Consider the following 297-nt stretch of genomic DNA (forward strand, 5'->3'; position numbering starts at 1 on the left):
ACGGTCCTGCGCGCGTTGGTTGCGCATGTCGAGCAGCCGGGTTCGGGCGGGCACACGCCGTCGGACTTCCCGCTGGTCGCGCTCACCTCCGCGGATGTCGCCGAACTGGAGTCGGCGGAGGTCGAGTTGGAGGATGTCTGGCCGTTGTCGCCGGTGCAGGAGGGCATGGTCTTCCACGCCCGCTACGACGACGATGCAGTGGACGTCTACACCGGTCAGTTCGGTTTCGAGGTCGAGGGTCCGCTGTCGGTGCCGTCTCTGCGTCGGGCCTGCCAGGCGCTGCTGGACCGGCATGCG

1 protein-coding gene is annotated in these 297 nt (G+C 68.7%); it reads left to right on the top strand.

Annotation, left to right across the window (positions count from 1 at the left end; translation table 11 throughout):
- Positions 1-297: hypothetical protein (locus ADK60_RS27460; RefSeq protein WP_159400608.1), on the top strand; the 297-nt coding region annotated here is incomplete at both ends.

It is taken from the genome of Streptomyces sp. XY431 (genome assembly GCF_001279805.1).
In the GTDB taxonomy this organism is placed as follows: Bacteria; Actinomycetota; Actinomycetes; order Streptomycetales; family Streptomycetaceae; genus Kitasatospora; species Kitasatospora purpeofusca.